Annotated in this window: 16 protein-coding genes; 5 read left to right on the plus strand and 11 right to left on the minus strand. The window is 66.1% G+C overall.

Features of this window, described 5'->3' with window-relative positions; all coding sequences use genetic code 11:
- Positions 1–10: 10 nt before the first annotated feature.
- On the minus strand, positions 11–1,033 hold the full coding sequence (locus V6N07_RS08035; protein WP_371155477.1) for a TRAP transporter substrate-binding protein: 1,023 nt from the start codon (positions 1,031–1,033) through the stop codon (positions 11–13).
- A gap of 163 nt (positions 1,034–1,196) precedes the next feature.
- Here V6N07_RS08035 and recQ point away from each other — a divergent pair, with 163 nt between their 5' ends.
- Positions 1,197–3,233 (plus strand): DNA helicase RecQ, encoded by a 2,037-nt coding sequence (gene recQ, locus V6N07_RS08040; RefSeq protein ID WP_371156792.1) that lies wholly within the window; start codon positions 1,197–1,199, stop codon positions 3,231–3,233.
- 63 nt (positions 3,234–3,296) lie between these two features.
- On the plus strand, positions 3,297–4,061 hold the full coding sequence (gene yaaA / locus V6N07_RS08045; protein ID WP_371155479.1) for a peroxide stress protein YaaA: 765 nt from the start codon (positions 3,297–3,299) through the stop codon (positions 4,059–4,061).
- 57 nt (positions 4,062–4,118) lie between these two features.
- Here yaaA and dapE read toward each other — a convergent pair whose 3' ends face one another.
- The 3 genes from dapE to V6N07_RS08060 form a co-directional block, all read right to left on the minus strand.
- Entirely contained in the window at positions 4,119–5,276 is a 1,158-nt protein-coding gene (dapE, locus tag V6N07_RS08050) for a succinyl-diaminopimelate desuccinylase (RefSeq protein WP_371155481.1), read from the minus strand.
- Positions 5,273–5,632: a hypothetical protein gene (locus tag V6N07_RS08055; protein WP_371155482.1), complete on the minus strand. Its 360-nt coding sequence runs from the start codon at positions 5,630–5,632 to the stop codon at positions 5,273–5,275. Before V6N07_RS08055 ends, dapE begins: the two co-directional genes overlap by 4 nt.
- A 111-nt stretch (positions 5,633–5,743) precedes the next feature.
- Positions 5,744–5,995, minus strand: a complete 252-nt coding sequence (locus tag V6N07_RS08060; protein WP_371155484.1) for a GlsB/YeaQ/YmgE family stress response membrane protein — start codon at positions 5,993–5,995, stop codon at positions 5,744–5,746.
- A 304-nt stretch (positions 5,996–6,299) separates the two neighbouring features.
- On the opposite strand from V6N07_RS08060, the gene V6N07_RS08065 reads away from it, so the two are divergent.
- Positions 6,300–6,599 carry a DUF6525 family protein gene (locus V6N07_RS08065; protein ID WP_371155485.1) on the plus strand — a complete coding sequence of 100 codons (300 nt, stop codon included), beginning with the start codon at positions 6,300–6,302 and terminating at the stop codon, positions 6,597–6,599.
- 185 nt (positions 6,600–6,784) lie between these two features.
- Here the strand turns inward: V6N07_RS08065 and dapD are convergent, their stop codons facing one another.
- Positions 6,785–7,609: a 2,3,4,5-tetrahydropyridine-2,6-dicarboxylate N-succinyltransferase gene (dapD, locus tag V6N07_RS08070; protein ID WP_371155487.1), complete on the minus strand. Its 825-nt coding sequence runs from the start codon at positions 7,607–7,609 to the stop codon at positions 6,785–6,787.
- Between the two features lie 170 nt (positions 7,610–7,779).
- On the opposite strand from dapD, the gene V6N07_RS08075 reads away from it, so the two are divergent.
- On the plus strand, positions 7,780–8,235 hold the full coding sequence (locus V6N07_RS08075; RefSeq protein WP_371155488.1) for a DMT family transporter: 456 nt from the start codon (positions 7,780–7,782) through the stop codon (positions 8,233–8,235).
- Between the two features lie 116 nt (positions 8,236–8,351).
- Positions 8,352–9,200, plus strand: coding sequence for a TIGR00730 family Rossman fold protein (locus tag V6N07_RS08080; RefSeq protein ID WP_371155490.1), 849 nt, complete (start codon positions 8,352–8,354; stop codon positions 9,198–9,200).
- A 73-nt stretch (positions 9,201–9,273) separates the two neighbouring features.
- Here the strand turns inward: V6N07_RS08080 and V6N07_RS08085 are convergent, their stop codons facing one another.
- The 6 genes from V6N07_RS08085 to V6N07_RS08110 form a co-directional block, all read right to left on the minus strand.
- Positions 9,274–10,137: an esterase-like activity of phytase family protein gene (locus tag V6N07_RS08085; protein ID WP_371155491.1), complete on the minus strand. Its 864-nt coding sequence runs from the start codon at positions 10,135–10,137 to the stop codon at positions 9,274–9,276.
- Positions 10,104–10,970, minus strand: coding sequence for a penicillin-insensitive murein endopeptidase (mepA, locus tag V6N07_RS08090; RefSeq protein ID WP_371155493.1), 867 nt, complete (start codon positions 10,968–10,970; stop codon positions 10,104–10,106). The genes V6N07_RS08085 and mepA overlap by 34 nt, the downstream gene beginning before the upstream one ends.
- Complete coding sequence (locus V6N07_RS08095; RefSeq protein WP_371155494.1) at positions 10,943–12,301, minus strand: MFS transporter; 1,359 nt, start codon at positions 12,299–12,301, stop codon at positions 10,943–10,945. Before V6N07_RS08095 ends, mepA begins: the two co-directional genes overlap by 28 nt.
- Positions 12,302–12,391: 90 nt before the next feature.
- Positions 12,392–12,922 carry a pseudouridine synthase gene (locus V6N07_RS08100; protein ID WP_371155495.1) on the minus strand — a complete coding sequence of 177 codons (531 nt, stop codon included), beginning with the start codon at positions 12,920–12,922 and terminating at the stop codon, positions 12,392–12,394.
- A gap of 100 nt (positions 12,923–13,022) precedes the next feature.
- Positions 13,023–15,815, minus strand: coding sequence for a DNA polymerase I (polA, locus tag V6N07_RS08105; protein WP_371155497.1), 2,793 nt, complete (start codon positions 15,813–15,815; stop codon positions 13,023–13,025).
- Between the two features lies 1 nt (position 15,816).
- Positions 15,817–17,022 (minus strand): AAA family ATPase, encoded by a 1,206-nt coding sequence (locus V6N07_RS08110; RefSeq protein WP_371155499.1) that lies wholly within the window; start codon positions 17,020–17,022, stop codon positions 15,817–15,819.
- Positions 17,023–17,069 lie beyond the last annotated feature (47 nt).

The raw sequence follows: 17,069 nt of genomic DNA on the forward strand, positions 1-17,069 counted from the left end.
CGCCCCCGGATCAGGGGACGATCGTTGCCGCGACCGCCGCGCGGGCGTCGGCCACCAGACCGGCGCCGTCGTAGCCCTTTTCGGTCATCTGCGCGATCCAGGCGTCGGTGACCTGCGCGCCGAGGGTGACGATCTCCTCGGTGACCTGCGGCGACAGCTCGGCAATCTCGTTGCCCGAGGCCTCGATCACCAGACGCCCTTCGGCGTCCCCGATGTCATGGGCACGGCCCGCCCAGGCCGAGGCCATCAGGCCGGAGTTCGCGTCGATCACGGCCTTCAGGTCGTCGTCCAGCCCCTCGTAGACATCCTTGTTCATCGCCCAGAGGAAATAGAGGTTGTAGAGCGACCGATCCCCGGCGACGTCCGTGTGACTGTCGGTCAATTCGTCCAGTTTGAGCGACGGCGCCTGTTCCCACGTGATCACGCCACCGTCCAACACGCCCTTGGCCAGCGCCTCGGGGAAGGCGGGCACGGGCATGCCGACCGGGTTCGCCCCCATTTCGCGCAGCAGCAGGGTCGCGGTGCGCGACGGTCCGCGCAGGTCGAGGCCCGCGAAATCCGCAACGGTCTGCGGGGCGTCCCCCTTCAGGTGCACAAGGCCGCGGCCGTGCATGTGGGCCGCGATGACGTGAACATCCGCAAAGTCATCCATCAGGTGTTCGTCGGTGAAGCCCCAGGCAGCGCGGGACGCCTCCTCCGCCGACTTCGACGTCATGAAGGGCAGCTCCATCGCCTCCGCTTCGGGAAAGCGGCCCGGCTGATATCCGGGGATGACCCAGCCGCCGTCGACGGCCCCGTCCGCGATCAGATCATACATGTTCACGGCCGAGCCGCCCAATTGCATGAAGGGATAGAGCTCTACCTTGATGCGGCCGTTCGACTGCGTCTCGATCGCTTCGGCCCAGGGGGCCATGAAATGCGTCGGATTGGCGGATGCCGGATTGACGAAATGCTGAAAGCGCAACGTCACGTCCTGCGCGGCGGCCGGTGCGGCAAGCGTCAGGGCGACAAGCGTGGACTGTAGGATCTTCATGGGATCTTCCCCCATTGGTTGTAGTGGAGGGCTAACCTAGGGGCAGATGTTGGAGATCACTAGACCTAAAGTTGCGAATTATTCTCAAAAGTGACCGCAGGCCGGGGGTTGTCCATCGTTTTGCGGTGTGGGAGTCCCCTACCGGACTTCCGAGATCTTGATGATGCCAGCACCTTCCGACCTTCTGTCGACCGTTTTCGGCTTTGACGCGTTCCGGCCCGGCCAGGCCGAGATCGTGGATGCCGTCGTGGCCGGGTCGGACGTCTTGGCGATCATGCCTACGGGCGGCGGCAAATCCCTTTGTTTTCAGCTTCCTGCGCTGTGCCGCGACGGCCTGACGGTGGTGATTTCCCCGCTTATCGCGCTGATGCGAGATCAGGTGCGCGCCTTGCGGGCCATCGGCGTCGTCGCCGGGGCCCTGACCTCCGGCAACACGGAGGAAGAGACCGAAGAGGTCTGGCAGGCGATCGAGGATGGCAGCCTGAAACTGCTCTATATCGCGCCTGAACGACTGGCCTCGACCGCGACGGAAAGAATGCTGAAACGGGCGAATGCCACCCTGATCGCCGTCGATGAGGCGCATTGCGTCAGCCAGTGGGGCCATGATTTCCGCCCCGACTACCTGCGGATCGGAGAGTTGCGCCGCGCGCTTGACCTTCCCTTGGCGGCCTTTACCGCCACCGCGGATGCCGAAACACGAGAGGACATCGTCAAGCGGCTGTTCGCGTCCCCGCCGCAGGTGTTCCTGCACGGGTTCGACCGTCCCAACCTGTCGCTGGCCTTCGAGCCCAAGAATGCACCCCGTCAGCAGATCCTGTCCTTCGCGGCGGCGCGCAAGGGGCAGTCGGGCATCGTCTATTGCGGCACACGATCCAAGACCGAAGGTCTGGCACGGGCCCTGCGCGACGCGGGGCACGAAGCGCTGCACTATCACGCGGGCCTGGAGGCCGAGGACCGCCGCATCGCCGAAACCCGCTTTCAGCAGGAAGACGGTCTGATCGTGGTGGCGACCGTGGCCTTCGGCATGGGCATCGACAAGCCCGACATCCGCTGGGTCGCCCATGCCGATCTGCCGAAATCGGTCGAAAGCTACTATCAGGAGATCGGGCGCGCGGGCCGCGACGGGGCGCCCGCAGATACCCTGACCCTGTTCGGCGCCGATGACATCCGGTTCCGCCGCCAGCAGATCGACGAAGGCACCGCCCCGCCCGAAATGCGTCATGCCGATCACGGCCGCCTCAACGCGCTGCTGGGTCTGGCCGAGGCGCAGGTCTGTCGCCGCGTATCGCTGCTGGCCTATTTTGGCGAGAAGGCCGCGCCCTGCGGCAACTGCGATCTGTGCGCCAAGCCGCCGGACCTGTTCGACGCCACCACCGAAGTGCGCAAGGCCCTGTCCGCGATGCTGCGCACGGAGGAGCGGTTCGGCATCGGCCACCTGATCGACGTGTTGACCGGCACCCAAACCGACAAGACGGCCCGTTTCGGTCACGACGCCCTGCCGACCTGGGGCTGCGGTGCCGACACGCCCAAACCCCAGTGGCAGGCCATCTTCCGTCAGATGATGGGCCTCGACCTCGTGCGTCCCGATGCCGAACGACACGGCGCCTTGCGCATGACGGATCCTGCGCGCCCCATCCTGCGGGGCGAACAGAGCGTGACGCTGCGCCGGGATACGATCAGGCGTGGCGAACGCAGACCCGCCGTCAAGCAACTGGTCTCGGAGGAGGACGCCCCGCTGCTGTCCGCCCTCAAGGCCAAGCGTCGTGCCCTGGCCGAAGCACAGGGCGTTCCCGCCTATGTGGTGTTCAACGATCGCACCCTGATCCAGATGGCCGAAACCCGGCCCACCACGCTTGATGCGATGGCCGGTGTGTCCGGCGTCGGTGCCACCAAGCTCGAACGCTATGGCGCGACGTTCCTTGCCGTCATCACCGGTGAGACCCCGGAACCCCAGCACCCCGCACGCCGCAAGCTGGCAGGCCGGTCCGAGGGGGCGATCTATGACCGTCTGCTGTCGGTGCAGGCCGATCTTGCACGCGGCGAAAGCGGTCTGGACAAACCCATGTCCTGTTCGTCATCGCAACTGGCCAAGGTCGCCCGTGCGGCGCCCGATGCGGGGGCCGTCGCGCGAATCCTGGGCGAGCGTCACGCGGAACGCTTTGGCGCCGCTTTCCTGACCGTGCTGCAGGATGGTGAATGACCACCCCCGCTTGAGCCGGCGCCCCCGCCCCCTAGATATGAGACGAGCCAGACGAGGACCCCCATGCTGACCGTGATTTCCCCTGCCAAGTCGCTGAATTTCGACCCGGTCGACGTGCCCGCGACCGATCCGCGCTTTCCCGACGATGTGGCCAGCCTCGTGCGGACTGCACGACGGCAGGGGATCAAGGATCTCGAGAAGCTGATGAGCATCTCGGAAAAGCTGGCGCGCTTGAACCGCGACCGGTTTCGCGACTGGGATCAGGCCCCGACCAAACCTGCCGTGTTCGCCTTCGACGGGGACACCTATACCGGGCTCGATGCCGCGACATTGTCGGCGGATGCCCTGCGCCATGCGCAGACGCACCTGCGCATCCTGTCCGGTCTTTATGGCGTCCTGCGGCCCCTCGATGCGCTGAAGCCCTACCGGCTGGAAATGGGCAGCAAGCTGCCGACGCGGCGCGGCAAGGACCTCTATGCCTTCTGGGGGGATCGCATTGCCCGCGCGCTGAACGAAGATGCTGCGGAAACCGGGGCGGATTGGCTCTTGAATTGCGCCAGTCAGGAATATTTCGGCGCCGTGGACCGCAAGGCCCTCGCCCCGCGCGTGATCACCCCGACGTTCCTCGAGGACAAACCCGGCGGCCCCAAGATCGTCAGCTTCTTTGCCAAGCAGGCGCGGGGGGCGATGGCGCGTTTCGTGACCGAAAACCGGATACAGGATCCGACCGACCTGCGCGGGTTCTCGACCGGTGGCTATGTCTGGCAGGACAGCCCGGATGACGCGCCCGTCTTCCTGCGCCCCGAGACGGCCCGCACCGCCGCCTGACGGGGCAGTGCGACGCAGACCGTCTGCACGGTCGGGCGAGGACAGGCCCGGCCGCCTTCAGGTGGCAAAGTAATCCTGCAGGATCCGGCCGTAGATCGCCTTCAGCTGAATGATCTGTTCGACCCGGACACGTTCGTCGACCGCATGCATGCGGTGCCCGACAAGACCGAATTCCACCACGGGGCAATGGGATTTGACAAAACGCGCGTCCGACGTGCCGCCCGTGGTCGACATTTCGGGGACGCGGTTGGTTTCGGTCTGAACGGCCCTTGCGACAAGGTCCGACAGGGGACCGGGAGGCGTGATGAAGGACTCGCCCGAGACCTTGATCTGCATCCCGATGTCCACGCCAGTCTCGGCCATGACGCGATCCGCCTCGGCCCCGAGCCAGTCCTTCAGATCGCCCGACGTATGCGCATCGTTGAACCGGATATTCACCGTGGCGCGCGTTTCGGCGGGGATCACGTTCGTCGCCGGATTGCCCGTGTCGATGGTCACCACGGCGAGGTTCGAAGGGTCGAAATGCGCCGTCCCCTCGTCCAGCACGTGATCCGACAGACGGGCCATCAGGCGGGCCATGGCGGGCATCGGGTTCAGGGCCTTGTCGGGATAGGCGGCATGTCCCTGTTTGCCGCGCACCGTGATCCATGCGGTCATGGACCCACGCCGCCCGATCTTCATCATCTGACCCATGTGGTCCGGGCTGGTCGGTTCCCCCACGAGGCAGACGTCGAGCCTTTCTTCGACTGCTTCCATCCAGTCCAGCAAGGCGATCGTCCCGTCCAGCGCGTCGCCTTCCTCATCCCCCGTAATGGCCAGAACCACTGCGCCCTCCGGCGGGGTTTCGGTCACGAAATCGATGGCGGCGGCGGCAAAGGCGGCAACGCCCGACTTCATGTCGGTTGCCCCGCGACCATAGAGCCAGCCGTCCTCGATCTGCGCACCGAATGGATCATGCGTCCACGCGGACAGGTCACCGACCGGCACGACATCCGTATGGCCGTTGAACCCGAAGGTCCGGGCATGGCCGCGCGGGCCCCAGCGGGCAAACAGGTTCGACACCCCGTTGCGGTCCACGCGGGTGCAATCGAATCCCGCCGACGACAGCAGGTCCTGCAACAGGATCAGCGCGCCGCCTTCCTCTGGCGTGACACTGGGACACCGCACCAGATCGGCGGTCAGGGCAACGGGATCGACCGGCACGGGGCGGGTCATTGATCGCCCTCGCGAAAAACGGTGGTCTGCGCCACGACGACCGAGTTCTCATCAAGGGCGCGCGCCATCAGGGCACGCTCGTCTTCCTCGATATCGTGCCCCTCGGCCTCCCGCTCTTCCAATGTTCCATAGCCGGTGACCTCCAGAACATTGAGATCCGCCTGCTTGAGGACGGCAACCGTCTCGCGCACGGCCTCCTCCTCATCCACGCCGGAGGCGTAGCACATCAGCGCCGCGCCGGTCGCATCCTTCGGAAGGCCGTCACCGGTTTTGCGCCCGACCTCGACCAACAGGGTGAAGACGTGATGCTTGCGCTTGATTTTCGCGGGTTTGGGCGGGGGGCTGCTGTCTGTCATGGGTTCGGGTTTGGGTGTGCCCCCGGGCCTTGTCAAGCACGGCCCCGTCGGATGCGGAAAGGGCGGCGCCCATCGGACGCCGCCCCTCCGGCTTCGTATCGAACGTGTGCGTCAGCGGCCACGCACCATGCGCACGCCCGCGATCAACAGACAGGCGCCGATGATTCCGACGATAAGCTGAGGGATCCAGCCGTCCGATGCATAGAGGCCCAGAAGCCCCAGCAGGAAATTGGCGACAATCGCGCCGACGATGCCCAAGATGATGTTGAGGAACACGCCGGTATCGGCCTTCATGATCATGCTGCCGATCCAACCGGCAAGGCCGCCTACGATGATCGCGGCGAACCAACCCAAACCTTCCATTATGTCGTCTCCTGTGTGCGGTGTGTCTGATGACATAATGCGACGCACCCCCCTGCGGTTCCCTGTCGCATCCGCGCCGGACCAGCCGTCCGCAATTGGCGTTCGACGATGATCAGGGTGCGATCATGCCCAGATGCACCAGACAAACCAGAAGGATCAGCAGGATGAAGATCGGGGCGGAACGGGATGAATCGATCATGGGGCGCCTTTCGTCAGATCGCGGGTCTCGGAGGTTTCACGCCCGTCCGCCCCTGTTCCGTCGTTCCGTTTGACACAAAGCCGACCCGCCACCATCTGTTGCGCCGTGGACCACCGAAGCAGACATCCCAGCGGCAACCTCGGCCTGTCACAGGCGCAACGCGACAACATGGCGGCCTTCGACCGCCTGCCCGCCCCCCTGCGCGCATGGCTTGCCGAGGCGCGCCTGCCGTGGTCGCCCGCGTCCGCGCATCGGGCATGGCGCCGGGCCATGTGGAAGAACCTCGGCCGTACGAAAGCCGCCCTCGCCCATATGGATGCGCTGGAAGAGGAGCGTCTGGCCCGGGACGCCCTGACGCAGGAACGGGCGGCCGAAGGCCTGCTGCCCGAACGCAAGGCCCCCTAGCATGCAGATCGGTGTTCCCCGATGCCATGGGTGCCGGAATGTGATGGATTTCGGCGGACAGCCAGTCGGCGCCGCCCCGACAGCGCCAGGCGCCTGCGGGGCCGCCGGATCCCGGCAGCCCCCATCCCATCGCCCTTCAAACGGATACGGACAATCCCGCGCACCGCGTGATCCAGGCGCGTGGATCAGTCGCGCAAAAGCTCGTTTATGCTGGTCTTCGACCGGGTCTGGGCATCGACCTTCTTGACGATGACGGCGCAATACAGGTTCACGCCATTCTTCGACGGCATCGAACCGGCCACGACGACCGAACCGGCGGGCACTTCACCATAGGTGAATTCACCCGTCTCACGATCGACGATCTTGGTGGATTTGCCGATGAAGACGCCCATGCCGAGGACGGATCCTTCGCGCACGATGCACCCCTCGACCACCTCGGACCGGGCGCCGATGAAGCAGTTGTCCTCGATGATGGTCGGGCCGGCCTGCATCGGTTCCAGCACGCCGCCGATGCCGACGCCGCCGGACAGGTGCACGTTCTTGCCGATCTGCGCGCAACTGCCGACCGTGGCCCAGGTGTCGACCATCGTGCCCGTGTCGACATAGGCACCGAGGTTGACGAAAGACGGCATCAGAACGACGCCCGGCGCGATGTAGGCGGACCGCCGCACGATGCAGTTCGGCACGGCGCGAAAGCCGGCCGATTCCCACTTGGCGGCATTCCAGCCGTGGAACTTGCTGTCGACCTTGTCCCACCAGGCGCCGCCCTGCGGGCCACCCGTCTGCAGTTCCATGTCCTTGAGGCGGAAGCCCAGCAGCACGGCCTTCTTGGCCCATTGGTTCACGTGCCAGTCGGCGCCCTGCTTTTCGGCGACCCGCAGGCTGCCGCTGTCCAGCGCATCCAGCGTCGCCTCGATCGCGTCCCGCGTTTCACCGGTGGTCTGCGGGGTGATCGTATCGCGCGCCTCCCAGGCGGCTTCGATGGCGGTCTCGAGCTGTTCGTTGGACATGGGGCTCTCCGGGGGCAGGGTCATGTGGCGGCGTTCGCGCCGGTCCTAGCCGACAGGCCGAGGGCAGGCAATGCCACCGGCGACCGTGCCGAACGCGCGCCCGCATTGACCAGCGGGGTGGTTTCGGTCACGCCTGATGCGAATGCCGACCGCCCATCCGGAGTTTTCTGATGCCCGTCCTGTCACCCGCCTTCATGATACCCGTGGCCGTCGTCTTTGCCGTCGGCATCGGGTTCGGGATACAGGCCCCGCTGAACGCCGCACTCGGGCGGGCAATCGGGGGCGGTGTCGCGGCGGCGGCGGTGTCTTTCGGCGTGGGGTTTGTCGCACTGCTGATCCTGACTTTTGCGTTCGGTCAGGGCGGCGCCCTTGCCGCCGCGACAAGGCAGCCGCCACTTCTTCTGGCCGGGGGGTTGCTGGGCGCAGCCGTGGTCTGGGCGATGCTGTGGTCGGTACCCACCATCGGCATCCTGTCGGCCTTTGCCGCCCTGCTCCTGGGACAATTGGGGGCGGCCTTGGTTCTGGACGCGATGGGGGCCTTTGCCGCGCCCGTGCATCCGATCACGCCGACACGGATCCTCGCGCTGGTCATGGTGGCAGGCGGCCTGATCCTCTCCCGCCTTTAACGCAGGCGGCCGCGGATCGGCCTCCGCGACCCCGCGCCCTTGCCCCTCCGATCCATGTCGCGCGACCGGTCCGTGCCTGCTAGACCCGTCTCAACACATGGATACAAGGACGCCCGATGACCGAACACGACCGCCGCCATCCCCTGCGCCATTCCCGCGAAGACGTGGAAACCGCCGAGGGCGTGCCCTCCACCCCGCAGACGCGCAATCCGGCCTATCGGCTGGCCTTTGCCGACGAAGATTTCCTGTGCCGCGAAGACCTGCGCCCCGTTCGCCTGCAACTGGAACTGCTCAAGCCCACCCTCCTGATGGATGAGGCCGAGGTTCAGAGCACCGTTGTCCTGTTCGGGGGCGCGCGCATTCCGCGCCCGGCGGACCGGGACAAGGCCCGGACGGAAACCCTGCGCGGTCTGGCCGACCAATACGAGGAGGCACGGCGGTTCGCCCGCCTCGTCACCGAGCAGTCGATGGCACGATCCGAGGGACGCGAGAACGTCATCGTCACGGGCGGCGGCCCCGGCGTGATGGAAGCCGGCAACCGCGGCGCGGCGGATGCCGGGGGACGGTCGATCGGCCTGAACATCGTTCTTCCCCACGAACAGGCGCCGAACGAATACGTGACGCCGGACCTTGCCTTCAACTTCCACTATTTCGCGGTCCGCAAGATGCATTTCCTCGTGCGGGCTGCTGCCGTCTGCGTCTTCCCCGGTGGGTTCGGCACGCTGGACGAGCTGTTCGAAACGCTGACCCTCATTCAGACCGGGCGGATGCAACGCGTTCCCGTCCTGCTGTTCGGAGAGGATTTCTGGCGCAGGATCGTCAACTGGGAGGCGCTGCTGGATGCAGGCACCATCGGTCAGGACGATCTGGACCTGTTCCGATTTGTCGAAACCGCCGAAGACGCCATGGCCCATATGAATGACTGGCACCTGCCGGTGACCCGGCGCGACGCCTTGCACCGCTAGGGGACAGGCGCGGGACGCCTGAGGGTGGTCCCGCGCCTGTCGCCTGCCGAATTTTGCCACGGGGGTTTTCCCGTCAGTCGGGCGCGTCCAGCAGATAGTCCACGAATTCGGTCGTCTGAAGCGCGCGCAGGTTGTCGTCCGAAATCAGCGTCATACGCCGCCGTCCCCTTTCATCGCGCCAGATGGAGATACCCTCGAGGTTGTCATGCGTCCGCAGGGGGCTTTCCATCTCCAACCGTTCCGACCCGCCGGTCAGGTCGAAACTGCGGACGCGACTGCGAAATCCGATCACGGCGAAATCCCGCTCCAACAGGTAGAGCCGTCCCTCGAAGATGTCGGCCCCCGCCACGAGGAACGCGCCATCCCGGCGCAGGCCGAAGGCTTCGTCCCAGATGCCATCGCGAAACCGATAGACCGGAAACGGGCGATCCAGCGCGCCGGACCGCTCCGGTATGGCATAGAGGGTTCCGTCGGGCGTCGCCGCCAGAGCCTCCAGCCCTGAATTCGATTGCAGCGTCTCGAAGGCCGCGGCCTGCGGGAACCGCTCAGGCGGGGCGCCCAGATTTCTGTGCCGCATGACACGGTGCACGCCTTCGTAGGAGACATAGAAGGTGTCACCGACGCGGGCGATCCCCTCGGCGTCGGCTTCGCTCGACTGCAACCGCCCCCCGGTCGATCGCAGCAACGGGCCGCGTGCCATGACGGTCACACCCGATACGGCCCCATCGGCAGCCCGCTGCAACCGCCCCTGCACCCAACTGCCCCGGTCGGACAGCGCCACGAATTCCGCTCCGTCGGGGCCAAGCCACAACGCCGAATATCCGCCTGCCCCGTGCCAACCCGGCGCCCAGACGTGGCGGCCAAGGAAGTCGGAGGCCGCGACCGGCGCGGCGCAGGCCGCGACTAGCGCGAGGGCGCCGAGAGTACGTCGGCGCATTGCGCAGGCAGGTCAGCCATCGTCAGTTCACGCCGGGGCGTCGGCGCGGGGGCATCCGGGTCGCGCGGGGGCGGGTTCAGGATATTGTCGACCCAACCCTGCGCCTCGGCACATCCATCGCCGGGGGGCGGCGCGGCCTGATTTTCGCAATGGGGCGCGCCTGCCGGACAGCTCATCCGGACATGCATGTGATAGTGGTGCCCGTACCACGGGCGCACCTTGCGCAACCATGACCGGTCCCCGGTCTCATCGTTGCACATCTGGACCTTGGCCCCCGGGAAAATGAAGATCCGGGCCACGCGTGGATCCTGGGCCGCCTTTTTCACCAGCTCATGCTGACCGCGCGTCCATTGATCGTTGACGAAGGCGCCGGCACGGCGACGCATGGAGATGGCGGACAGGCTTTCCCGACTGCTGCGGGACAACTGCATGTTGGTGGCAGGATAGAGCCAGATATCCGCGTCCATCCCGATCTGGTGGCTGGCATGCCCGGTCAGCATGGGACCGCCGCGCGGCTGGCTGATGTCACCGACATAGATGCCGCCCCATCCGATCCTGTCCATGTGACGGCCCAGATCCTGCACGAAGCCGATCAGTTGCGGCTGTCCCCAGTTGCGGTTGCGCGACAGGCGCATCGCCTGCCAGCTTTCGCCCGTTTCCGGCAACGCCTCCAACCCGTGGGCACAGCCCCGCGCGTAGGAGCCGATGGGCTCCGCCCGGTGTGCGGTGGGACGGTCGGCGGCGCCGAACAGATCCTTGGCGCGCTGCGCCTCGGCCGGCCCGGAGACCAGCGATGCAGCGGCAATCAGGCAGGCGAGCGCGTATCTAACCATGCGTCTTGGTCCCCTTCCGGTTTGACCCAAACTAGCAGGATCAAGCCGCCGATGAACAGGCCCGCAATCGGCAGAATGCCCATTTGCTGGCTGCCGGTCGCAAGGGTAACCACACCGATCAGGAAAGGGGCAAGGAACGCCGTCGCCTTGCCCGCCAGCGCATAGAGCCCGAATCCTTCGGTCATGCGATCGGGGTGGGCCTGCCGGGTCAGCATCGTGCGTGACGACGCCTGTATCGATCCCCCCGCGGCCCCGATCACCGCGCCCAGGACATAGAAGGCGATCGAAGGCAGCGCCGAACCTTCGGCCACTGCAAATCCGAACACCCGTGTCGGGGCAATCGTGATGACCAGCACGGTCGCCAGCAGCAGGGCGACGACGCAGCCGACGATCACGGGCTTTGGCCCGTTGGCACGGTCGATCCGCCCCCCGATCCATGCGAAGATCGCCCCCGTCACGGCGGCCAGGATGCCAAAGACACCAACATCGATCACCGTCCATCCAAGGACACCAACCGCATAGATCCCGCCAAAGGTGTACAACCCGTTGAGCGCGTCGCGATACAGCATCGACGCCCCGAGGAATGCCGTGAACCCCGGCGTGCGCGGCAAGCGGCGCAGGGTATCGCGCAGGTTCGACAGGGCGCGCCCGACAGGCAGCCGCGTCGTTCCGGGCGCGGGCAACGGGCGCACCCAGGCAAAGAACGGAACCATGAAGACAATATACCAGATCGCCGTGAAGGGCCCGACAAAGCGCGTTCCCTCGCGCTGCTCCGGGTCGAGACCCAGCAGGGGTGGCTGCCCCAGAAGGGTGACGCCGGCGTCGTTTTCGGCAAACAACAGCAGCATCATCACGAGGGCGATGACCCCGCCGACATACCCGAGCGCCCAGCCCGAGCCGGAGATCCGCCCGATTTCCTGCTTGGGGCCGAGGCCGGGCAGCATCGCATTGGTGAAGATGGTGGCAAATTCCATCCCCACAAGGCCAATGCAGAACACGATCAGGATCGGCAGGACGGCCTCGGCCCCCGGCACGGCGAACCACAAGGCTGCGGCCCCGACGACATACATCGCCGAGAAGGCCCAGATCCACGGCAGGTGACGCCCCGAGGCATCGGCCATCGCGCCCAGCACCGGCGCCGACAGGGCGATCACGATCCCGGCGGTGCCAATGGCGACCCCCCACATCGATTGCGCCGCAACCGGATCGCCCACGACGGTCGCGAAGTAGGGGCCGAAAATGAACGTCAGCAGCAGCGTGTTGTAAGGCTGCGAGGCGAAATCGAACATCATCCAGCCGCGCACGCGGCGCCGGAGGGTCAAGTCAGTCATGGGGTCCCCTTTGGCATACCATGGGCACAGGATCACGGTTGCGCAACGCCTAGGTGACACGGGTCGGACGGGTGGTCGCGCCGAAACTGGCTATACCGCCCGCCAGTCACCGGGGGCGAGATCCACCAAAGCATGGCCCGCGACGGACCAGCGGATCAGCCGCAGGACGGGCAGGCCGACATGCGCACACATGCGCCGGACCTGACGGTTGCGGCCTTCGGTGATCGTCAGGCGCAGCCATGCGTCCGGAACCGTCTTGCGATGGCGCACGGGCGGATCGCGCGGCCAGAGCCAATCGGGGGCATCCACCTGCGCGACCTCTGCCGGGGCCGTCGGCCCATCCTTGAGGGTGATGCCTGCGCACAAGGCGGCAAGCGCATCGGCGGATGGCGTGCCCTCGACCATGGCGAAATAGGTCTTGGGGGTTTTCGTGCGTGGCGAGGTGATGCGCGCCTGAAGCTTGCCGTCATCCGTCAGCAGCAGCAGCCCCTCGCTGTCGCGGTCCAACCGCCCGGCGGCATAGACGCCCGATGGCAGGCCAAAGCGCGAAAGGCCGTGCCATTTCCCCTCGTCCGTGAACTGGCTGAGCGTGTTCATCGGCTTGTTGAAGGCGATCAGCATGATGCTTGCATGCGCGCAGGTCGAGAGGCCGGGGGGATCACACCCCCGGACCCCCGCGAGGTATTTTCGGCCAGAGGAAGGCAGGATGACGGTGCGCCGATCAATGTGCGGCGGCCCAGTTCGGCCCCTGCCCCGCATCGACGATCAGGGGCACCGACAGATCGACGACCGGCCGGTGCGCGCCCTCCATCACGTCGCGTGCGCGCTCGATCAGGGCCTCGGCGTCCTGCTCCGCGACTTCGAACAACAGTTCGTCATGCACCTGAAGCAGCATCCTCGCGTCGAGGTCAGCAATCGCAGGCTCCATCCGCACCATCGCGCGGCGGATGACATCGGCGGCGGTGCCTTGAATCGGGGCGTTGATCGCCGCGCGCTTGGCAAAACCGGCGCCCGGACCCTTGGCGTTGATCTCGGGCGTGTGGATGCGGCGGCCGAACAGGGTTTCGACCCGGTCGTGTTTTTTGGCGAAGGCCACCGTGTCGTCCATGTAGGCGCGGATGCCGGGGAAGCGTTCGAAGTAGGTGTCGATGAAGGCCTGCGCCTCGGCCCGCGGGATGCGCAGGTTGCGCGCAAGACCAAAGCCCGAGATGCCGTAGATCACGCCGAAATTGATGGCCTTGGCCTGACGCCGCACGTCGGGGGTCATCTGGTCCAGCGGGACGCCGAACATCTGGCTGGCCGTGATGGCGTGGATGTCCTGACCGTCCTTGAACGCCTGCTTGAGCGCGTCGATCCCGGCGATATGGGCGAGAATGCGCAATTCGATCTGACTGTAATCGAGGGCGACGATCACGCGGCCCTCGGGGGCGACGAAGGCCTCGCGGATGCGGCGGCCTTCCTCCGACCGGACGGGGATGTTCTGCAGGTTCGGATCGGTCGAGGCGAGGCGCCCGGTGTTCGCCCCCGCGATGGAATACGACGTGTGGACACGTCCCGTGTCGGGGTTGATGTGATCCTGAAGCGCATCCGTGTAGGTCGACTTCAGCTTGGACAGCTGCCGCCAGTCGAGGATCAGGCGCGGCAGCCCGTGTTCGGTGGCCAGATCCTCCAGCACGTCGGCCCCGGTGGACCATTTGCCGGCCTTGGTCTTCTTGCCGCCGGGCAGGCCCATCTCGCCGAACAGGATCTCCCCCAATTGCGCGGGCGATCCGACGTTGAACGGCTTGCCGGCGCTGGCGTGGATCTCCTCCTCCAGCCCTGCCATCTTCTGGGCGAAGGCCCCGGACATCCGGCTGAGGACATTGCGGTCGACCTGGATGCCCGCCATTTCCATCAGCGCAAGGACGGGGACGAGGGGGCGCTCCAGCGTCTCGTAGACCTGCGTCACCCGCGCGCTGTGCAGGCGCGGCTTGAACAGGCGGTGCAGGCGCAGGGTGACGTCCGCATCCTCGGCCGCATAGGGGGCGGCCTTGTCGATGGCGACGCGGTCGAAGGTGACCTGCGACTTGCCGGTTCCGATCAGGTCCTTGATCGGGATCGGCTGATGGTTGAGATAGCGGTCGGCCAAGGCATCCATGCCGTGCCCGTGCAACCCGCCGTGCTGCGCATAGGACAGCAGCATGGTGTCGTCGATCGGGGCGACCGTGATCCCCTCCAACGCGAAGATCTTGTAGTCGTATTTCATGTTCTGGCCGATCTTGAGGATCGATCCATCCTCCAGCATCGGCTTGAGCATCTCCAGCGCGCGGGCTTTGGCGACCTGCCCCTCGGCCAGGGCGTCGGTGTCGAACAGGTCGCCGCCACCCGACCGGTGCGTCAGGGGGATATAGCAGGCGACCCCCGGTTCCGTGGCCAGCGAGATGCCCACGAGGTCGGCGCGCATCTCGTTCAAGGAGGTGGTCTCCGTGTCGACCGCGACTTCGCCCGCCGCATAAACCCGGTCGATCCAGGCCTGCAACGCGGCCTCATCGCGCACGATTTCGTAGGCGGAGGGATCGATCGGCACCTCGGTGGGAACCTCGGGCATGTCGGCCTGGGGCGACGCCTCGACCATCGCGGGCGGGTCCATGTCAAAGCGGTCCGCGATCTTGCGGGTCAGGCTGCGGAATTCCATCCGGTTGAGGAAAGCCAGAAGATCCTCGGCGACGGCATCGCGCAGTTCGAGGTCATCCAGCCCGAAGGTGATCGGCGTCTCGCAATCCAGCTGCACGAGGCGCTTGGACAGCTCGATCTGCGCGCGATGCTCGATCAGGGTCTGGCGGCGCTTGGGCTGCTTGATCTCTTCCGCGCGATCCAGCAGCTCTTCCAGGGTGCCGTATTCGTTGATCAGCTGGGCGGCGGTCTTGATGCCGATGCCCGGCGCGCCGGGCACGTTGTCGACACTGTCCCCGGCCAATGCCTGCACGTCCACGACCTCATGCGGATCGACGCCGAACTTCTGGCGCACGCCGTCCACGTCGATGCGGACGTTCTTCATCGGGTCCAGCATCTCGACCCCGTCGCCGACCAGCTGCATCAGGTCCTTGTCGGACGACACGATGGTGACCCGCCCGCCCGCATCCCGCGCCATGCAGGACAGGGTCGCTATGATGTCGTCGGCCTCGAACCCCTCCATCTCCTCGCAGGCGATATTGAAGGCGATCGTCGCCTCGCGCGTCAGGGGGATCTGGGGGCGCAGATCCTCGGGCATCTCCGACCGGTTGGCCTTGTACTGATCGTACATGTCGTTGCGAAAGGTGTGCGACCCCTTGTCGAAGATCACCGCCACATGGGTCGCCGCATCCGGGCCGGAGTTGTCCTGCACGTAACGGTCCAGCATGTTGCAGAACCCGCTGACCGCGCCGATCGGCAGGCCGTCGGATTTCCGCGTCAGCGGCGGCAGCGCGTGGAAGGCGCGGAAGATGAACGCCGATCCGTCGATCAGGTGCAGGTGGTGGCCTTTGCCGAATGTCATCTCAGCCTCGCTTTCGGGGCGTATAGGGCACGAGGTCCGGCATCGTGCGCCGCATGAAGGTGTCGAACAGGGGCACGGTGAACGCCGTCTCGCCGTGCCGCTGGCTGTATATCATTCCCGCTTCGATCAGCTTTCGACGGGTGTTGGCAACCTGGCTGCTTTCGGTGCCCAGTATTTTCGCGACGTCGCCGGTCTGATGCGGGCCGGGTCCCAACTCCGCCATGGCGCGCAGGTATTGCTGTTCGGCGGGCGATGACCGGTCATAGCGAACGCGGAAGAAACTTTCATCAAGATCGGCGCGGATGGCTGGGTGCGCGCGGATCACGTCGTCCTCGGTGATCGGGCTGGCGTCCGCCTCGTCCCAGACGAACTTGCCCCAGCTTTGCAGGAAATAGGCATAGCCCTCGGTGTCCGCCACGATGCGGTCCAGCGCGGCATCCTCGAAGGCGACCCCTTCCTCGGCGGCGGGGCGGGACAGAACCTCGCGCGCGGCGGCGTCCGACAGGGGGCCGACCTCCGGATAGGAAAACAGCCGCTCGGCATAGGATTTGGCATCACCGGCGAGGGCGGCGATCTGCGGCAGACCGGCACCGATCATCAGGAACCGCCCGCCCTGCTGCGCGGCCTCGTGACAGGTGCGCGCAAGGGCCGACAGTTCATCGCGCGACAAATACTGCACCTCGTCTATGAACAGGCCCAGCGCGGTCTTGCGATCCGCCGCCGCCTCCCAGACGGCGCGCATCAGGTCGGGCAGGTCCGCCTCCATGTTGCCGGACCCGGCCGCGAGGCCATCGCCATCGAGGCCCAGGGCGAACCCCTGATAGCTGATCTTGAAAGCCGCCGCGAAGTTGACCAGCGCGGCCCCTGCCCGGCCCATCGCATCCTGCGCGGCCTGCCTGCGGTCCAGCCGCCGCAGAACCGAATCGAGCATCGGCACCAGCATCCGCGCCAGATGGCCGCCCGCCGCATCCGGCACCTCAAGGCGCACGGTCTCATAGCCCTTGGCCTTTGCCTCTTCGTGCAGACGGTTCAGCAGAACGGTTTTGCCGACACCGCGCAAACCCAGCAGGATCATGCTGTTGGCATGGCGTCCTGCGATCTGACGATCGAGAGCAATGTCTGCCGCTTCCAATATCTGCTCCCGCCCGGCGAAGGCGGGGGGACGGGCGCCGGCACCGGGTGCGAAAGGATTGGTTCTAGGGTCCATGTTATCCGGATTACCCGATGTTATCTAAAATAGATAAACCTTGATAA

The organism is Jannaschia sp. 2305UL9-9 (assembly GCF_041403465.1).
Taxonomy (GTDB): domain Bacteria; phylum Pseudomonadota; class Alphaproteobacteria; order Rhodobacterales; family Rhodobacteraceae; genus Jannaschia.